At 53.9% G+C, this 1,264-nt stretch carries 2 protein-coding genes; both read right to left on the minus strand.

Going from position 1 to position 1,264, the window contains the following annotated elements; genetic code table 11:
- Positions 1 to 31 precede the first annotated feature (31 nt).
- Entirely contained in the window at positions 32 to 958 is a 927-nt protein-coding gene (locus QRN31_RS26080) for an IS3 family transposase (RefSeq protein WP_350310395.1), read from the minus strand.
- Positions 862 to 1,264, minus strand: a 403-nt coding sequence (locus tag QRN31_RS26085) for a helix-turn-helix domain-containing protein (protein WP_350310394.1), incomplete at its 5' end; no start/stop codon positions are given. The genes QRN31_RS26085 and QRN31_RS26080, both read right to left, overlap by 97 nt.

Below are 1,264 nucleotides of genomic sequence, written 5' to 3' on the forward strand. Positions count from 1 at the left end.
TGTCTAGTCCTGAAATAGGTTTACACCTGTTTCACCCCAACGCCCGATGCACTGCATCGGGCGTTTTGTATTTCAAGGAAAGATGCGGGCGCTCTTGGTTGTAGATCAGGATTGCTTCCCGCACCATCTGCTCCGCTTGTTCCAGGTCTGTCGGCCGGTGGAGCAACAGTTCTGTTTTCAAGATGCCATTAACCCGCTCTGCCAAGGCGTTTTGGTAGCAGTCGTAGCCATCGGTCATTGAACACGTGATGTCGTGCTTGGCATGGAGTTTTTGATACAGCGCCGAGCAGTACTGCACACCTCGATCCGAGTGATGAACCAGTTTCTGTCGTGTTCGACGTGTTTTCAACGCCATGCGTAAGGCCTGGGCCACCGAGTCGGCGTGAAGGCTGCCGTGCACGTGATACCCGACAATTTTTCTTGAGAAGGCGTCTGTTATCAGGCTCAGGTAAACCGGATCATCACGCTTGGTGGATAGGTAAGTAATATCGGCCACCCAGACCTGTTCCGGACCGCTCGCGATGACTTGCTGCGGGCCTGGCTTTAGCAGATTGGGATGGCAGTGAAAGTGATGATGGCTGTCGGTCGTCTTGTGATACGCCCGTTTCCTACGAACCAACTGTCGGTGCTCACGCAGCACCTCAAACAAGCGATCACGGCCAACATGCAGCTCAGGCTTCTCAAGCTCTGCGTGCATCAATGACTGGAGTTTGCGTGTGCCGATGCAGGGTTGGCGCACTCGAATTGCCTGCACAAACTTGATGAGTTTCTGATCTTGATCGACTCGAGCCCGATAGACGCGATCACGCTTGTAAAAGGCTTGGCGACTGATCCCCATAAACTGGCAAGCCCTGCTGACACTCAGGGTTTGGGTTTGCGCAACGACTTGCCGGGCCGCTTTTTTACGACGGATACGCCGTAGTCGTTCTTCAGAACCTCGACCACGTCTTCGAAGAATTTGGCTTTCTGATTCGCCAGCGCCAACTGCTCCTCAAGCTCTTTGATTCTCTGCTCGGGAGTTAATGGCAAATTAGGCTCATCCATCGGTCGGACCCTCTGGGAGCGAATGGAAGCGCCTTGGCTCCAGTCCTGTCGACCATGCTTGCGTAACCAGACCAACACCGTCGACCGGCCCTGGATCCCATAGCGCCGTTGAGCCTCTTTATAACTCAACTCGCCTTTTTCGACCTGATCGACAACCGACAATTTAAAAGTCAGCGTGTAATCGCGCTGACTGCGTTTTGCGCCCGTATCCATTGCACCC

The organism is Pseudomonas sp. fls2-241-R2A-110 (genome assembly GCF_030209165.1).
GTDB lineage: Bacteria > Pseudomonadota > Gammaproteobacteria > Pseudomonadales > Pseudomonadaceae > Aquipseudomonas.